Below are 15,828 nucleotides of genomic sequence, written 5' to 3'. Positions count from 1 at the left end.
CCGGTCTATTTGGAGAGTTCCTCTTTTACAATTCTGCTCACATCACCACCTTCTGCTTTGCCCTTCAGCTTGGACATCATAACGCCCATCACCTTCCCCATATCGGCCATTGAGGAGGCGCCCATCTGTTCAATCTGTTTCTGGACTTCGGAGCGAATTTCATCATCGTCCATCATTTCAGGCAAATACGATTCGATAATGGCCAGCTCTTGTTTCTCATTATCAACCAGATCATCGCGGCCGCCCTGCTCAAACTGATCAATCGACTCTTTCCGCTGTTTAGCGGCTTTCATTAGCACTTCAATGACCTGCTCATCACTGATGGATGCTTCTCCGCCTTTTCGTTCGCTAATCTCTTTTTCCAAAATTTTCGCCTTCAGGGATCGCAAAACACGGAGTTCATCCGTTTTTTTTGCTTTCATTGCATCCTTCAGGTCGCTCATTATTTTCTCTTTAATGCTCATAGAACCTGTACGGGTCTGTTTGTTTAAGTATTACAGTTAAATGTAAGCAAAAAAAAAGGTTCCACCCGTTCTGGATGCAACCTTTTCTGAAAATCATTTCGAAAAACTTACTTCTTGTTTTTACTGATGAAATCTTTCACATCATCCTGGTCCATCATCGTTTCTCTGAACGCATACTTTCCGCGCTCATTCTTTGTAGATATGATAACCTTCGCCATTTTACGCTGAGACTGTTTCAGCGCCAGGGCTTCTTCACCAAATGCTTGTTTCTTCGCCATGGTTACGTATTATTTAATTTCTTTGTGAATCGTGTGCTTTCTGAGTACCGGATTATACTTCTTCAGCTCGAGACGGTCTGTGGTGTTCCGACGATTCTTCATCGTAACATACCGAGAGCTTCCCGGTTTTTCCGTGCATTCAAGAATTACCTGTATGCGATTACCTTTCGCCATTGTTTATACCTCTTTTAAAAGTGTTCCTTTTTTTCTGGCCTCTTTCAAAACCGCAGATATTCCCTTCTTGTTAATTGTGCGGAGGGTTTTGTTCGAAACCTTCAGGGTAACCCACCGATCTTCTTCAGGAATATAAAATCGCCGCTTTTTCAGATTCAAATGAAAACGGTGCTTGGTTTTGTTGTTCGCTTTTGATGAGCGATAACCGTTCAGCGGCTTTTGTCCTGTAATATCGTCCTTGCGTGCCATAATTCGTTTACTTAGCTGGTTTTTCGATAGACACCAAAATTAAGAGGATTACATTTTAAATTCAATACAATTTTATATATAATTTCTACACTCCAATTCAATCGGAATAATGCCTGCCTCCACGCCCTCTCTCGCTCTTCAAAATTGGCTTTTTGCAGGAGATAATAATAAAAGGCACATATACCCATACCTTTTTTTGATTTTGCCCGATCTTGCGCTATTTTCCACCGTCTAAGAGGCTATTTTTAACCACACTCAACCCCATTTATGGCACAAAAAAAAGGATCTGACTATAAAGCGTCGAATATTCAGGTACTGGAAGGTCTTGAAGCTGTTCGAAAACGACCTTCGATGTACATTGGCGATACCGGTCAGCGCGGGCTTCACCACCTTATCAACGAGGTTGTTGATAACTCCATTGATGAAGCTCTTGCCGGATATTGCGATCACATTAAAGTAATTATTCATCAAGACGGTTCAATCACCATCTCTGATAACGGGCGGGGAATTCCGGTTGATCAGCACCCGAAACTGAATATGCCCGCCGTGGAGGTTGTGCTAACCAAGCTTCATGCCGGCGGTAAGTTTGATAAGGATTCTTATAAAGTATCAGGTGGATTGCACGGCGTGGGTGTAAGTTGCGTGAATGCCCTTTCTTCTACTTTTAGTGCAGAAATCCATCGGGATGGCAAAATTTATGTAATGGAGTTTGAGCGTGGTTTTACCACAACTCCACTTCAGGAAACCGGGAATACGAAAGTTACCGGTACAACAATCAAATTTAAACCGGATGCTGAGATTTTTACTCAAACAACGGAATTTAAGTTTGATATTATTGCAGACCGAATGCGTGAACTCGCATTCCTGAATCCGCAAATCACTATTGAAATTACCGATGAGCGCGAAGAGGAAGACAGCGATTCTCATCATGTAGAATTCCACTTTGCGGGTGGCGTTAAAGATTTTGTAAAGTACCTGGATGAATCTCGCGAAACCCTGATGGATGAACCGATGTACATTTCAGGTGAAGTGGATAATGTACCGGTTGAGCTGGCCATCTCATATAATGAGAGCTATTCAGAAAATGTCCACTCGTACGTAAATAATATTAACACGCGTGAAGGCGGAACCCATATCTCCGGTTTCAGAAGAGCCCTTACTCGCTGCTTTAAAACGTATGCCGAGAAGAATAACATCATCAAATCAAATAGCAAAATTCAGGTATCCGGAGAAGATTTTCGAGAAGGAATGACCTGCGTTTTGAGTGTAAAGGTTGCCGAACCTCAGTTTGAAGGACAGACCAAAACAAAGTTGGGTAACTCTGAAGTTCAGAGTGCTGTTGAGGTTATTGTTTATGAAAAGCTTACAGATTATCTCGAGCAGAACCCCAAAACTGCTAAAAAGATCCTTGAAAAAGTGATTCTGGCAGCTGAGGCGCGTGAAGCAGCCCGAAAAGCTCGTCAACTCATTCAGCGTAAAAGTGTAATGAGTGGTGGCGGACTTCCGGGTAAACTTGCCGACTGTTCTATTAAAGATCCGGCTCACAGTGAAATTTACATTGTGGAGGGTGACTCTGCGGGCGGTTCTGCCAAAATGGGACGAAATCGTAGTTTCCAGGCAATTCTTCCGCTTCGAGGAAAAATTCTAAACGTTGAGAAAGCCAAGATCAACAAGATTCTGGAGAACAAAGAGATCCAGGCGATGATTACAGCTTTAGGAACCGGTGTTGGTCATGAAGAGGAGTTTGAGCTTGATAAGCTTCGATATCATAAAATTATCATCATGACAGATGCCGACGTGGATGGATCTCATATCCGTACTCTGCTGCTAACGTTCTTCTATAGATATATGCATCCGCTCATCGAGAATGGATTTATCTATATCGCTACACCTCCGCTCTATAGAATTACGGCTACCCGCCAGGATATTCAGTATGCGTGGGATGATGATACCCGCGATAAATTGATTCGCGAGCTGAAAAAGTCGAAGAAGAAATTTGATGTTTCACGCTATAAGGGTCTTGGCGAGATGAACCCTGAGCAGCTCTGGGAAACCACCATGGACCCCGAAACCCGAACACTTCAAAAAGTGACGGTAGAAAATGCTGCGGCGGCTGATAAAATGTTCTCAACCCTTATGGGCGGAGACGTTGAACCGCGACGTGAATTCATCGAGCGAAATGCCAAATACGCTCAACTCGACATTTAAAGAAATTATTCATCTGACAAAACTGATTCATGGCTACAGAAAAGATTATACCTATTTCTATTGAAGACGAAATGCAATCGTCCTACATCGACTACTCGATGTCGGTAATTGTATCGAGAGCGCTGCCGGATGTGCGGGATGGATTGAAACCTGTTCACCGGCGTATTCTTTATGGAATGAGCGATCTCGGGATGCTTCACAACCGAAACTTCAAAAAGAGTGCCCGTATTGTGGGTGAGGTTTTGGGTAAGTATCACCCGCACGGTGACTCTGCTGTTTACGACTCGATTGTACGAATGGTTCAGGAGTTTTCTCTCCGCTATCCTTTGGTGAATGGCCAGGGAAACTTCGGGTCTATTGACGGTGATTCCGCTGCGGCGATGCGTTACACTGAAGTTCGTATGCAGCGAATTGCAGAGGAGCTTCTCACAGATATCAACAAAGAAACCGTCGATTTTCAGACCAACTTTGATGATACACTGACCGAGCCGACCGTTCTTCCGTCCATGCTGCCAAACCTGCTGCTTAATGGTGCTTCCGGTATTGCTGTGGGTATGGCTACAAACATGCCTCCTCACAATCTATCTGAAGTGGTAGACGGTACCGTTGCCTTTCTCGATGACCCTGAAATTGAAACCGAGCAGCTGATGAAGCACATCACGGCTCCGGACTTTCCTACAGGCGGAATCATTTACGGATACGAAGGTGTCAAAGAGGCTTACACAACAGGACGCGGTAAAATTACGATGCGAGCCCGCGCCAATGTTGAGGAGCTACGAAATTCACGCGAACAGATTGTAGTCACAGAAATTCCTTATCAGGTAAACAAAGCCACGCTGATTCAAAAAATTGCTCAGCTGGTTAGTGACGAGAAGATCACTGACATCTCTGAAATTCGGGATGAGTCTGACCGCGAAGGTATGAGAATTGTCATTATCCTGAAAAGAAGTGCCAATGCAGGAGTTGTACTCAATCAGCTTTATAAGTACACGCAAATGCAGCAAACCTTTGGCGTGATCAACCTTGCGCTGGTACAAGGCAGACCTAAAGTAATGGCGCTCAAAGAGTTGATTGAACGTTTCATTGAACATCGTATTGAGGTCGTTATTCGCCGTACGATTTATGATCTCGATCAGGCTGAAGCTCGCGCCCACATTCTTGAAGGGCTTAAAATTGCGCTCGATAATCTGGATGAGGTTATTAAAACTATTCGTGCATCCAAGAATCCACAAGAGGCTAATGAGGAACTGCGTCGAAAGTTTGCACTGACCGACATTCAGGCTAAAGCCATTCTCGACATGAGGTTGCAGAAGCTTACCGGGCTCGAACGGGATAAGATCGATACCGAGTATCGTGATATTGTAACTCAGATTGCCGAATATCGAAAAATTCTCTCTAACCGAGACGAACAGAAAGAGATCATCAAAAATGAGCTCCTTCAACTGAAAGACCGATACGGTGATGAACGGCGTACACAAATCGTCTATTCTGCCGACGACTTCAGCATTGAGGATATGATTGCAGATGAAGATGTGGTTGTTACCATATCAAATAAAGGATTTATCAAGCGAATGCCGGTAAGTGGTTATCGTCGCCAGCGCCGTGGAGGTAAAGGGATGAAAGGAACCACAACAAAAGATGACGAATATGTAGAACATCTTTTTGTTGCCACTAACCATAACTATATCCTTTTCTTTACCGAGAAAGGCAACTGTTACTGGTTAAAAGTTTATGAAATTCCTGAAGGCTCCAGACTTGCGCGCGGCCGTGCAATTGTCAACCTGATTGATATCGACAAGGATGACTCGATTAAGACATTTGTTCCTGTCAAAACTCTGGATGATGATGAGTACATCAAATCACACTCCATCATCATGGCTACGAAAAAAGGCCAAGTGAAGAAGACCTCACTCGAAGCATACAGCCGCCCGAGAAGAGATGGAATTATTGCCATCAACATCAAAGATGATGACAGCCTTCTGGAAGCAGCACTTACGGATGGGGAAAGCAACATAATACTTGCGAACAAATCCGGACGTGCAATACGTTTTCATGAAGAGGAAGTCCGTGAAATGGGCCGAAACACTTCCGGAGTACGCGGAATGAATCTTGATGATAACGACGAGCTTGTAGATATGGTTGTGATTAAAAACACTCATGAAGCTACGGTTCTTGCGATTTCAGAAAACGGTTTCGGTAAGCGATCTCTTGTTGATGATTACCGGGAACAGAGCCGTGGCGGAAAAGGAGTTATTACGCTTAAGGTTACTCCAAAGACCGGAAATCTGATTGCGCTGAAAGAAGTATCAGACAACGATGACTTGATGGTTATAACGGAGCGCGGTAAGATCATTCGAATGCAGTGTAAAGGAATCCGCACCATGGGTCGGAACACTCAGGGCGTACGAATTATGCGACTCGATGAAGATGGAAAGATTGCCGCAGTTACCCGGGTAGTCAATGAAGATGAAACTTCCGAAGACGATGCCCCAACCGTCGAGTAATCTTACGTTCTAAAGTTTCAACTGAAAGTAAAAAGGCTCCACAATGTGGAGCCTTTTTTTATTACATCGACTGGTTTGGTTAATCTGATATTATTCCCTCCTCTCTTTTCACATCAGATATTTTCAAGCATACCGGCCAGTAAATTTTTTCTCATTATTTTTAGTTTTTCCGGACTCACCACCTTCACATTATTTCCAAACTGAAGCAACCACTCGTTTAAATAATCCAAATTATCAAAATTGAACTCTGCTTTAAATTTTTTAGAATCAATAGGCTCAAACTTTAATATTTTAGTCGGCAGATTCGCCTTAAACGCGCGTTCTACAGATTCATCAACCACCACCCTTATTTTTTGCCCCGATTCGTTAGAATTAAAAATAAGGCCCTCTACGTCGATTTCTGGTTTTTTCTCAAATTTTTCATCGAGTATTTTTACCTCCGCCATTTGATCCAGCACAAAATTCCGAATTGCATCCCGCATGTGTGAATAACCAATCAAATTCCAATGGTCTCTATAAAAAACCAAAAGATACGGGTTCACTTTACGATTGCTGATCTCACTATCTTTTTTACTTTCGTACGTAAACTCTATTATTTTCTGCTGGGAGATCGCGCTACTTAACAGATACCAATTTCCACCCTCTTTTTTATCTGCACCAAAATGAAGAAATGGATCCACTACCGTTCGGTCATCAAGTGATTCCATAAATCTTTTTAAATCATCCGGTAAGACATTTTTTATTTTTAATTCAACACCTTTTGCATCATCTACAAGATTTTTATCCACTTGCGACTTTACAAAATTGAGACCTACCATGATTGTAGCGAGCTCACGTGAATTGAACATCAATGGGGGTATTTTATAACCATCAATTACCCCATAGCCGCTGTACTCATCCCATGTAACCGGCACATTAATATCCGATAGAAAATTAAAATCCCTGAAAATTGTTCTGCGACTCACCCCAAACTCTTCCGCCAGATCGCTGACTGTCAGTTTCTTTTTCGAATCCTGCAGCATTAAAATCATTTTTAAACGACGCTCTGAACTTTTTAATCTGGACATATTTCACCCTATCATTTTCGATTATATAAAAAAAGCTTACCGACAATTATCGATAAGCCCCAATAAGATGTGAGCATTTCACCAAAAATAAAAGCTACTTTTCTAGCAAAACCAACCCCTTCCCCTCATAGAATTCCTCATCAAATTGAAAAGAGTAGATCGTACACTTCACATTCGAATGCACTCTTTCCATCTCTTGATACGCACCTTTCACCCCTTTCCACATAACAATCTTCTTCCACGGCTTCTTTTTTGTGAGCCTCAGCAGGTCGTTAATCTTGAAGGCGTGTTTTGTCACAATCCCCGCCCCAGTTTTAATGCCCACCAATGAGATGCTCTTGGGAATTACCTCAACATTTTTCAATTTAAGTTTTTCCGTTATTGCCGAAACTGCCCGCATTTTCTTCCGGACATTATCGTTCAAATAAAACTTCTTTTCGGGGTATACAACTGATAGCGGAATGCCGGGCAAACCGCCGCCGGTGCCTGAATCAATCCATTCATCAACATCATTTAACAAGCCAAGCTGAAGCGGAATCAATGAATGAATTACATGCTCACGAACTGTTTCACGTGAAACATTGCGACTCACAAGATTGATTTTTGAGTTCCACTCGAGTAAATGATCAATATATGACTCAAGAAGCTCACTGTGTTTTGAGTATAACTTCCTTGCATTAGCAAGCACTTCTTTTTCAACCTTTATCTCTTCAATCTGATGTTTCACGTGAAACAAGTCTTTTTTAGTTTTTAAGATAAATCATGAGAACGGCTATATCACTGGCAGATACACCACTTATTCTTGAAGCCTGACCAATAGTTTCGGGCTGAATTTTACTGAGCTTACTCTGCCCTTCAGAAGAGAGACTTTTGATTTTATGGTAGTCGATCTTTTCAGGAATAGCAGCGTTCTCTTTATTGCTGATCTCTTCAACCATCTCAAACTCCCGTTTGATATACCCCTCATATTTAATCTGAATCTCAACCTGTTCTAAAACATCTCGGTTTGAAGTAATCTCAGATGCTTTTTGGTTTAATTCTTCGTCTGCCGCAAATAAATCATCGATGGTCAATTGTGGCCGCGGAATCAGAGTTCGGGCTTTTACCGGTTGAGAAAGTGTTGGTGTACCCTTCTCTTTAAGCATAGGATCCATCTTCTCAGGTCGAACTGTGTAGTTTTCAATTAAATCGAACAGCTCGTTGATCTCTTTCTTCTTTTTTGAGAACCGATCATAACGCTCATCATCAACCAGTCCGATTTTTCTGCCTAATTCAGTTAGACGCAAATCGGCATTATCTTGTCTCAGTAAAATTCTATGTTCAGCTCTGGACGTAAACATTCTGTAAGGTTCTTCCGTACCTTTATTGATCAGGTCGTCAATCAAAACTCCGATGTATCCCTCTGATCTCTTGATTACAAACGGCTCCTTTTCCTGAACAAAAAGAGCCGAGTTAATCCCAGCAATGAGTCCCTGACAAGCCGCCTCTTCGTAGCCGGTAGTACCATTAATCTGCCCGGCAAAAAACAAACCGTTTACAATTTTTGTTTCTAAAGAACGCTTAACCTGATGAGGCTGGAAATAGTCGTATTCTATCGCATACCCGGGACGTAGCATGACTGCTTCTTCAAAACCGGGAATGGTTCGAAGCGCATGATATTGAACATCTTCGGGCAGTGAGGTAGAAAACCCATTCAAATACATTTCGTACGTATTCCACCCTTCCGGTTCAAGGAATAACTGGTGACGATCTTTATCAGCAAAACGATTGATTTTATCTTCTATACTCGGGCAATAGCGCGGGCCAACTGATTTGATCCTGCCATTAAACATCGGGCTTCTGTCGAAACCGGTTTTGAGCATCTCATGAACATCTTCATTTGTATACCCAATCCAGCATGTCAATTGATCATCCAGGCCGGGAAGCTCATCCGTCATAAAAGAAAATGGACTCGGATTCTCATCACCGTACTGAACTTCAAGCTTTGTGTAGTCTATAGAACGACCATCTATTCTGGGAGGCGTTCCCGTTTTTAATCTCCCCACTTCAAAACCCAGTTTCTCAAGTGCAGAGGAAATTCCAATCGATGCACGTTCACCGGATCTTCCCCCACCATATTGAGACTCTCCAATATGAATTAGACCATTTAAAAAAGTACCACTGGTTAAAATAACAGACTTGGTTTCAAAAGTTTGACCTGTTTGAGTAACCACGCCTTTTATCTGTTTTCCGCTGCTATCGGTTACGATATCAACAACATTATCCTGACGGAAAAAGAGGTTATCAATTTTCTCCAGGTTCTCTCTCATTATCTTAGAATAAAGTGACCGGTCACTCTGGCATCGAGGGCTCCACATAGCAGGTCCTTTACTTCGATTCAGCATTCTAAACTGAACTCCACTTTGATCACTGACAATACCACTCAACCCGCCAAGTGCATCTATCTCTCTTACAAGCTGTCCTTTTGCAACACCGCCCATGGCCGGATTACAGGACATCTTGGCAATAGCATCAAGGTTCATTGTTATGAGAAGGGTTTTGGCACCCATTTTCGCTGATGCAGCTGCTGCTTCACTTCCTGCATGCCCTGCTCCCACAACAATGACATCATATGCGGGATATAAACTTTTCATATCTGTTTGTTTTTATTGTATTTAATTTGTTTTATAGTATTTTACACAGTCTCTTAAAATACCGTTAATTATGGAGATTATAAATACTATACAATTCTGTAGATTTGTATGGAAGAAACGCATTTAAACAAGTAAAGATTTCACAAAATAGTAGCTTCATGTGGTTCAATAAAAAAAGTAAAGAGAAAGAGACCGGATATTTTTCTGAGAAGTGGCTCAAGCAGTGGAAAGAAAATATCAACAACAGTGAAAACTATCGCCAACAGGGAAAAGGATGGAATGCGCCTATCATTCTAAAAATAACCACTCCTTCCATCAACCATTTGAAAGAGCAAGATATAACCGGCGTTTACCTGGATTTAAAATATGGAAAGTGTGAAGAGTTACGATATGCAACTCCGGAAGATGAACCTATAAGTGATGTAATATTAAAAGCCACCGAAGAGGCATGGATTCGTTTAATTGAAAGAGACAGAGATCCTACAAAACTGATTATGCTCGGCAAAATCTCAATGGAAAAAGGTAGCCTGGTACTTTTATCCATACAGAGAAAAGCGGCAATAGAGCTCATTAAAGCAGCTCCCATTTTGGGGCATAGTCAGGTCATAAATAATTCACCAAAAATCCAGGAAAAAGTTGTCAGGAAAAACAGAAAGTCATTTAAAACAACAAGGAAAGGCATCGATCACGACAGTTTTCCGATGAAGCTCTTTCAGAAAGCAAAACAATTTGGAATCTGGAATCCATCAAATATAGACCTGACAACAGATCGTGAACAATGGACCCAACTAACCAAAGAGGAGAAAGAGATTCTTTTACATTTAACTTCTCTTTTTTTAGCCGGAGAAGAAGCTGTTACATCCGACCTCCTTCCACTTATTAAGGTCATAAGCAATGAGGGAAGGCTGGAAGAGGAAATGTATCTCACATCATTTTTGTGGGAGGAAGCGAAACACGTTGAATTTTTCTCATTATATCAACAAGAAGTTTATAAAGGAATACCTAATGCCGAGAGATTTCATGGCCCGTTTTATAGAACCATCTTTTACGAAAAGCTACCAGAAGCATTGACTAACTTAGACATTGATCCTTCACCTTTAAACCAGTTAAAAGCCTCCATTACATATAATATGATTGTTGAAGGAACATTGGCGGAAACAGGTTATGCTGCATTCTACAACATGCTTGAGGATCGAGACTTGATGCCCGGACTTAGAAAAGGACTGAATAATCTTAAACAGGATGAATCCAGACACATTGCATTTGGTCTGTATTTAATCAATAGAATACTTGATGAAAACCCTGAATTCAAAAAGACCGCGGAAGACATTCTTACGACTCTTTTAAATGATGCGACAAACATCATTCACGAAATCTTTGAGCCTTATGACGTCATTCCATTTAATTTGGAAAAAGAGTGGTTTTTAAATTATGCAATCAAACAGTTTCAGTCGAGAATAGATAAACTCGGTATTTCAGTTTAGTGTTAATTAACTACTGCAGTTTAAGAATACATAAACATTCCTTTCAAAATTATTGACATCCATGTTTAATGGAGTAATTATCCTTTAAGATTCCAGAAAGTTTCAAAATTCTTCTGATATATTCCCTCCATGAAAATTTTAGTTATTGAAGACGAACCCGGACTGTTGAAGAGTATCGAAGATTCTCTGAAAAAAGAGCACTATGTAGTGGAAACAGCCTCCGACTATCTTTCTGCAGTGGAAAAGGTGTTTGTATATGATTACGACTGTATTTTGCTGGACATAATGTTGCCAAACGGGAGCGGCCTGCAAATTCTTGAACAATTAAATGAGAAAGGTAAAACTGAGAATGTAATCATCATTTCTGCAAAGGATTCTCTCGATGACAAAATCAAAGGACTTGAACTTGGCGCGGATGATTATCTTACAAAGCCGTTTCACCTGGCAGAACTGACCGCTCGTGTAAAAGCAGTTTTGCGACGAAATACGCTGGAAGGAAAATCAACTATAGATTACGGGAATGTAAGCCTTGATCCGGATAACAGAAAAGTCACTATCAATAAAGAGCCCATCACGTTAAACCGAAAAGAATTTGACGTTTTAAAATATTTTCTCATCAACAAAAACCGCCTGATTACCCGTACCGGTCTGGCCGAACACGTTTGGGGAGATCACATTGATCAAGCCGATAACTTCGATTTTATATACTATCAAATCACCAACCTCCGAAAAAAGCTTGACGAAGCCGGAGCATCAGTTGAAATTAAAGCCGTATACGGAGTTGGCTATAAATTGGAAAAATCATGAGGCTGCTTAATCGATCACTGCAATATCTGGCCGTATCCATTTTAGTGGTAGTCGGAATTTGGTCAGTCATCTTTTATTTCGGCTTTCGTGATGAAGTGTACGACATTGTTGATGACAACCTCGAAGATCAGCTGGAGCTGCTGGATTCACGGGTGAAAGAAGACCCTTCCCTTTTGGAAAGCACGAGTTTTGAAGATGGTATGTTCTCAATCTCTCCTATTACATACGAGGAGGCCCTGGTTTATCAGGAAGAAGTATTTCGAAATACGCTTATGCCTCTTCCATTCAGCAATGATCTTGAGCAGGTTCGAATGCTGACAGAGGCTTATCAGGTAAAAGGCCAATACTACAAATACCAGGTGGTCTCCTCTACTGTGGAGGAAGATGATTTAGTAGAGAGCATGTTCTGGTTTATCATTTGGCTCTACATTGCACTTATTCTCACTATCGTTCTTATTAACAATTGGGCTCTGAAAAATCTATGGTCACCTTTCTACACGGTTCTTAAAGATCTAAAGGATTATCGGGTTGAACAGAGCTCAGGATTAACTGACATACAATCTTCAACAACTGAGTTTCAAGAACTGAAACGCGTAGCCGATGAACTGATTGAAAGAACTAGGAAATCATACATCAATCAGAAACATTTTACTGAAAATGCTGCCCATGAGCTTCAAACACCAATAGCTGTCATTACAAGTAAACTTGAGCTCCTACTTGAAAAAGCAGAACTAAGTGAGCAGGATGCTGCCACGGTTGGTGAAATTCTGGATATAACATCGCGACTAAATCAGCTAAACAAATCACTTCTCCTGCTTAGCCGAATCGATAATAACCAATTTGTAGAAAACGAACGTATATCGATTGGTGATATGATTCGTAGCCTGATGGAAAATCTTGAAGATCTTACTTCATACAAACAGATATCCATTCAGATCGATGAAGATGATGCGCCTCTTTATGTAGAAGCTAACCCCTATCTTACCGAGGTAATGCTCCAAAACCTTTTGGTGAATGCCATTAATCACAATAAACCGGGAGGAAATGTTAACATTTCTATCGGATACAACTCATTTAGGATCTGTAATAGCTCTACAGAGGACAGACTTGACAGAGAAAAACTATTTAAGCGTTTTTCAAAGAACCCCGGTTCAAAGCACGGAAACGGACTCGGCCTGGCTATTATAAAGGCAATTTGTGACCTCTACGACTATCAAATCAATTATTCATATAATGATGGTATTCACTGTTTTGAAGTAACCGTGCAGTAAGTAGTACGCGGTGGAAATACCCAATCTTCTATTCATTTCTTTCTGTATCCTGTAACTTGAAAAATCCTCTCCACTTCCCTCATTTTCAGCGCTGATAGAACTCTACTGAGTGGATAGCCTCATCTCCGCAATTTTTTTAGAATAATTTTTCAGTCCATCCTTTGATTCCAGAATGTTTCAAAATTTGGGTCTTATGTTTAGTGCAGACACTGAAACAGGCGATATAATTCTGAGATTATCAGTTAATAAGTAATCATGAATTTATCGCAGCTACTAAATTCTAAAGCATAGAACAATGAAATATTTACTCATAATTTTTGCATGGACTTTTTCAATATTCGGAACTGTAAAAGGACAGGATATTCCTGTGTCACAAGTTCCCAACGTAGTCATTAACTCCTTTTCCGAGGATTTCTCAAATGCAAGGGATATTGATTGGGAAAGAGAATCCGGGTATTTCGAGGTCGATTTTGAAACCGGCTGGGGCCGCGACCACGAAGCCAGATATGATGAATCGGGAACACTTCTCTATCATAAGGAGGAGATTCGCAACCGCGAACTGCCTGACATTGTAAGAGACAAAATCGATTCTGAGTATAGCGACTACAATATAGACGATGCAGAACGAATTATAGAAGGAGATGAAACGCGATACCTGATTTCACTCGACTCGCGGAGATTAAGCGATCTGGATCTTCTCATAGATGACAAAGGTGAGATCATCAGCGAAGCATACGACGACTAACTGAATCCACAAACTTCTCTCAAACGCATCCGGGCCTGAATAAACCTGGGCTCGGTTGCAATCTTATACAATACCCCAAAATAACAACCTATGTTCATCATCTATAGCCTACGGTCTACGAACCGCATGATTCTAACAAGTGTCTGCTTGGTATTACTTTTTCTATCAATTAATCCTAAAAGTTTTGCTCAAAACGCACTAAACGACGTTGGTTTTAACGGGCAATTTTTTATCTCTTACGAGTATGACCGGACCCAAGAGACAAACATCAACGAGTTTTCTATCAAAAGAGGATACATCACGTTCAGAAAGCACCTGAAAGATCGGCTCGAAGTACGTTTTACCCAGGATGTTACTATTGATCAACAAGGTGATGGTGCCGGCGACATTGAACTTCGTCTGAAATACGCCTTAGCAAACTACTCTTTTAATGATATTGGCCCGTTTACATCAATCAACGTTGAGGCCGGTGTTGTTCATCGCCCATGGATCGCTTTTGAACAGGATATCAATGACTACCGGGCACAGAACTCTATGATGCTTGACCAAACAGATATTATTTCATCTGCAGATTTTGGACTCCAGTTTTCTGCCGGTATTGGTGAAAAACTGGAAAGAGAATCTGCTCGTGGCCTCAATTCAAACCCGGCACGGTATGGAAGTTTTGCCATCGGTATATATAACGGCGGCGGATACGCCAGCCTTGAACAGAACAGTAATAAAGTTGTTGAAGGCAGGCTTACACTTCGCCCATTTCCGGATCAATTAGCCGGGCTTCAGTTATCTCTATTTGGTGCACATGGCAAAGGGAACTTATCAGAAAGCCCTGATTTTTCAATGGCTGGATCTGCTCTCTCATTCGAATCATCCCGACTCAATGTGATGCTTCAGGGCGCACATTCATTTGGCGACAGTGCAGGCAATTATATCGTACCAAATACAAACGATCCGTATAACCTTCGCGGGTGGAGCATCTTTACCGAAGCAGACCCATTCCGCTCTCCCATACACTTCACTTTTCGATATGATAATCTTTACAACCAAGACCTTAACCAAGTAGCACACAGGCAGTGGATTGGTGGAATAGCCTATGTAATGGAGAATCGGTCAAAACTAATTTTTGATGTAAGCAGGCAAGAAAATGAATTCCTTAATGAATCATCTGAATTTACGCGATTTGAAATAGTCGCAGAGATACGGTTTTGATGGGTTACTTTCACATCTCCACTCATTGGGTGCTCGAGATACTCGTAATCCCATCCATAAAACAAAGTTGGGTGCTCACATTTTTTTAAAATCATATCAAACAAAAGACAACCGCTTTTTAAGTGCTTGGCTTTTGTAGCGATCCGGATCCCGAAAGCCTTCGGGAAACTCGCAGCCTCATTCATAAAAAACATGGCCGGGCGTTCTCTTTTTAAAAACTAAGCTAAAACAAAAAAAGCCACTCAAAATGAATTGAGCGGCTTTTGCGATCCGGACGAGATTCGAACTCGCGACCTCCTGCGTGACAGGCAGGCGTTCTAACCAGCTGAACTACCGGACCATTATTTCAAAAAGTAAAACTTAACAAGGTTCAAAAATCGAACTAGCGAACCTTATTCTATTTTTGAACAGATTTGAATATAGGGAGCCTTTCGATACGAAGTCAAGAAAGAATGTAACTTTTTCTAAAAAATAAAAGGGCTACAGGTTTCAACTGTAGCCCTTTATCGGGATGGTGATGGGATGTATGTAAGTTTTTATAAAATTCTTTCTAATGAGTTTGTGAGCTCATCGCTCATCGGTGTTACGTTACTTTTAAACCTTCTGACGACGTTTCCGTTCCGATCTACAAGAAATTTTTCAAAATTCCACCCAATCTCTCCGGTAAAATCTGGGTTATCTGTTTGAGTCAGATAGTCATACAATGGATGCTGATCATCTCCTTTGACAGATATTTTT

General features: G+C 41.2%; 14 protein-coding genes, 1 tRNA gene and 1 pseudogene. 7 read left to right on the top strand and 9 right to left on the bottom strand.

Annotated elements, in window-relative coordinates; translation table 11 throughout:
• Positions 1 to 5: 5 nt before the first annotated feature.
• The 4 genes from BG260_RS08040 to rpmB all read right to left on the bottom strand — a co-directional run bounded on the left by BG260_RS08040 (position 6) and on the right by rpmB (position 1,165).
• Complete coding sequence (locus BG260_RS08040; protein ID WP_069131491.1) at positions 6 to 464, bottom strand: GatB/YqeY domain-containing protein; 459 nt, start codon at positions 462 to 464, stop codon at positions 6 to 8.
• Between the two features lie 107 nt (positions 465 to 571).
• The gene (locus tag BG260_RS13905) at positions 572 to 742 is read right to left on the bottom strand and encodes a DUF4295 family protein (RefSeq protein ID WP_083750181.1); all 171 of its coding nucleotides are present in this window, start codon (positions 740 to 742) and stop codon (positions 572 to 574) included.
• A gap of 9 nt (positions 743 to 751) precedes the next feature.
• Positions 752 to 916: a 50S ribosomal protein L33 gene (gene rpmG / locus BG260_RS08035; RefSeq protein ID WP_069131489.1), complete on the bottom strand. Its 165-nt coding sequence runs from the start codon at positions 914 to 916 to the stop codon at positions 752 to 754.
• A gap of 3 nt (positions 917 to 919) precedes the next feature.
• Positions 920 to 1,165 (bottom strand): 50S ribosomal protein L28, encoded by a 246-nt coding sequence (gene rpmB / locus BG260_RS08030; protein ID WP_069131487.1) that lies wholly within the window; start codon positions 1,163 to 1,165, stop codon positions 920 to 922.
• Between the two features lie 267 nt (positions 1,166 to 1,432).
• Between rpmB and gyrB the strand changes: the two genes are divergently transcribed.
• Together gyrB and gyrA are read left to right on the top strand one after the other, a co-directional pair.
• A complete protein-coding gene (gyrB, locus tag BG260_RS08025; protein ID WP_069131485.1) occupies positions 1,433 to 3,373 on the top strand; it encodes a DNA topoisomerase (ATP-hydrolyzing) subunit B in 1,941 nt (646 codons plus the stop codon).
• A 29-nt stretch (positions 3,374 to 3,402) separates the two neighbouring features.
• On the top strand, positions 3,403 to 5,877 hold the full coding sequence (gyrA, locus tag BG260_RS08020) for a DNA gyrase subunit A (RefSeq protein ID WP_069131484.1): 2,475 nt from the start codon (positions 3,403 to 3,405) through the stop codon (positions 5,875 to 5,877).
• Between the two features lie 113 nt (positions 5,878 to 5,990).
• Here the strand turns inward: gyrA and BG260_RS08015 are convergent, their stop codons facing one another.
• The 3 genes from BG260_RS08015 to mnmG all read right to left on the bottom strand — a co-directional run bounded on the left by BG260_RS08015 (position 5,991) and on the right by mnmG (position 9,577).
• The gene (locus tag BG260_RS08015) at positions 5,991 to 6,944 is read right to left on the bottom strand and encodes a helix-turn-helix transcriptional regulator (protein WP_083750180.1); all 954 of its coding nucleotides are present in this window, start codon (positions 6,942 to 6,944) and stop codon (positions 5,991 to 5,993) included.
• 94 nt (positions 6,945 to 7,038) lie between these two features.
• Positions 7,039 to 7,671: a 16S rRNA (guanine(527)-N(7))-methyltransferase RsmG gene (locus BG260_RS08010; RefSeq protein WP_176719460.1), complete on the bottom strand. Its 633-nt coding sequence runs from the start codon at positions 7,669 to 7,671 to the stop codon at positions 7,039 to 7,041.
• Positions 7,672 to 7,687: 16 nt separating this feature from the next.
• A complete protein-coding gene (gene mnmG / locus BG260_RS08005) occupies positions 7,688 to 9,577 on the bottom strand; it encodes a tRNA uridine-5-carboxymethylaminomethyl(34) synthesis enzyme MnmG (RefSeq protein WP_069131480.1) in 1,890 nt (629 codons plus the stop codon).
• A gap of 158 nt (positions 9,578 to 9,735) precedes the next feature.
• On the opposite strand from mnmG, the gene BG260_RS08000 reads away from it, so the two are divergent.
• From BG260_RS08000 to BG260_RS07980, 5 genes are all read left to right on the top strand, one after another.
• On the top strand, positions 9,736 to 11,061 hold the full coding sequence (locus tag BG260_RS08000; RefSeq protein ID WP_176719459.1) for a R2-like ligand-binding oxidase: 1,326 nt from the start codon (positions 9,736 to 9,738) through the stop codon (positions 11,059 to 11,061).
• Positions 11,062 to 11,190: 129 nt separating this feature from the next.
• Complete coding sequence (locus tag BG260_RS07995; protein WP_069131476.1) at positions 11,191 to 11,868, top strand: response regulator transcription factor; 678 nt, start codon at positions 11,191 to 11,193, stop codon at positions 11,866 to 11,868.
• Entirely contained in the window at positions 11,865 to 13,139 is a 1,275-nt protein-coding gene (locus tag BG260_RS07990) for a sensor histidine kinase (RefSeq protein ID WP_069131473.1), read from the top strand. Before BG260_RS07995 ends, BG260_RS07990 begins: the two co-directional genes overlap by 4 nt.
• A 295-nt stretch (positions 13,140 to 13,434) precedes the next feature.
• Positions 13,435 to 13,884 carry a PepSY-like domain-containing protein gene (locus BG260_RS07985; protein WP_069131470.1) on the top strand — a complete coding sequence of 150 codons (450 nt, stop codon included), beginning with the start codon at positions 13,435 to 13,437 and terminating at the stop codon, positions 13,882 to 13,884.
• A 126-nt stretch (positions 13,885 to 14,010) separates the two neighbouring features.
• A complete protein-coding gene (locus BG260_RS07980) occupies positions 14,011 to 15,090 on the top strand; it encodes a hypothetical protein (RefSeq protein WP_141691547.1) in 1,080 nt (359 codons plus the stop codon).
• 266 nt (positions 15,091 to 15,356) lie between these two features.
• Here BG260_RS07980 and BG260_RS07975 read toward each other — a convergent pair.
• Both BG260_RS07975 and BG260_RS14275 read right to left on the bottom strand, forming a co-directional pair.
• Positions 15,357 to 15,430: transfer RNA gene (locus BG260_RS07975), tRNA-Asp, on the bottom strand.
• A 196-nt stretch (positions 15,431 to 15,626) separates the two neighbouring features.
• Positions 15,627 to 15,828: pseudogene (locus BG260_RS14275) on the bottom strand (glutathione peroxidase); the annotation flags it as partial.

Origin of the sequence: Rhodohalobacter halophilus, from assembly GCF_001715195.1 — a bacterium.
In the GTDB taxonomy this organism is placed as follows: domain Bacteria; phylum Bacteroidota; class Rhodothermia; order Balneolales; family Balneolaceae; genus Rhodohalobacter; species Rhodohalobacter halophilus.
Note: the sequence above shows the minus strand (reverse complement) of the source record. Positions and strands in the feature narration are given on the sequence as shown.